This is a genomic window from Subtercola vilae (assembly GCF_004923255.1).
In the GTDB taxonomy this organism is placed as follows: domain Bacteria; phylum Actinomycetota; class Actinomycetes; order Actinomycetales; family Microbacteriaceae; genus Subtercola; species Subtercola vilae.
Map to the genome: position 1 here is coordinate 1 of NZ_QYRT01000099.1, position 1,373 is coordinate 1,373.

Here is a 1,373-nt window from a genome sequence, read left to right on the forward strand (position 1 = left end):
GGGTCTGTCAAGATTTTGGTGTAACTAGTTGTTTTTGGTTAGTTGCGTCCGACGCTGAGTCGGCCGTTGAAGGTGATCTCGAAGGCGTTGAGTGCTGCTTTCCAGCGTTGGGTCCAACGGGCGCGGCCTTGACCGGTCGGGTCCAGGCTCATGACCGCGAGGTAAACGCATTTCAGTGCGGCTTGCTCGTTGGGGAAATGGCCCCGGGCGCGGACGGCTTTCCGGATCCTGGCGTTCACGGACTCGATCGCGTTCGTGGTGCACACGACCCGGCGGATCTCTGCATCGAATTGCAGGAAGGGCACGAACTCAGCCCAGCTGGATTCCCAGAGCCTGATGATCGCGGGGTACTTCTTCCCCCACGTTTCACCGAACTCGAGAAACCGTTCCTCGGCCTGGCTGACCGTTGACGCGGTGTAAACGGGTTTGAGTGCTTTGGCGATTTTGTCCCAGTCCTGCCGGGCCGCGTACCGGAAACTGGCGCGCAGCAGGTGCACGACACAGGTTTGGGTGATCGCTTCCGGCCACACCAAACCAATCGATTCGGGCAGGCCTTTCAGGCCGTCGCAGACGACCATGCACACATCATTCACGCCACGATTCTTCAGCTCGGTCAGCACGTGCGCCCAGTACTTCGCACCCTCCCCGCCGTCCCCTGCCCACAGGCCGAGGATGTCCCTGTTGCCGTCAACTGTCACGGCCAGGGCAACATAGATCGGGCGATTGGCGACCTGCCCGTCACGGATCTTCACATGGATACAGTCGATGAAGACCACCGGGTAAACCGGATCAAGAGGCCTGTTCTGCCATTCCTGCATGCCCTCGATCACCCGGTCCGTGATCGTCGAGATCGTCGTCTTCGACACCTCAGCACCGTACACCTCAGCCAAATGGGCGCTGATATCGCCGTGCGTCAGACCGCGCGCTGACAACGAGAGCACCATCTCATCGACACCCGTCAGCCGGCGCTGATGCTTCCGCACGATCTGCGGTGTGAACGACCCGTCGCGGTCCCTGGGGACCTCGATCGGGACCGGACCGATATCGGTCAGTACCGTCTTCGTCCGCGACCCGTTCCGGGCGTTCGTGACCTCGTCGGCGCGTTCGTGTTTGTCATAGCCGAGGTGATCGGTGAGCTCACCCTCTAGCGCCGACTCGAGTACCAGCTTCGTCAGCTGGCCCAGCAGGCCGCCCTCGCCGGTGAGCGAGACACCCTGCTCACGGGCCTTGCCGATCAGCTGCTCCACCAACCGCCCGTCGACCACGCCATTCTGCTTCACCGTCGCCACGGCTTCGTCCTCCACCACGTCACTCAATACATCGGTCATCATGTTCCTCCTTGTCAGGAGTTACACCGAAAATCGTACAGACCC

1 protein-coding gene is annotated in these 1,373 nt (G+C 61.3%); it reads right to left on the reverse strand.

Annotated elements, in window-relative coordinates; translation table 11 throughout:
• Positions 1–38: 38 nt before the first annotated feature.
• Positions 39–1,331, reverse strand: a complete 1,293-nt coding sequence (locus D4765_RS18985; protein ID WP_136643868.1) for an IS256 family transposase — start codon at positions 1,329–1,331, stop codon at positions 39–41.
• Positions 1,332–1,373 lie beyond the last annotated feature (42 nt).

Coding starts and splice junctions, on each gene's coding strand:
- D4765_RS18985 (WP_136643868.1), bottom strand. CDS start 1,331: ATGATGACCGATGTATTGAGTGACGTGGTGGAGGACGAAGCCGTGGCG.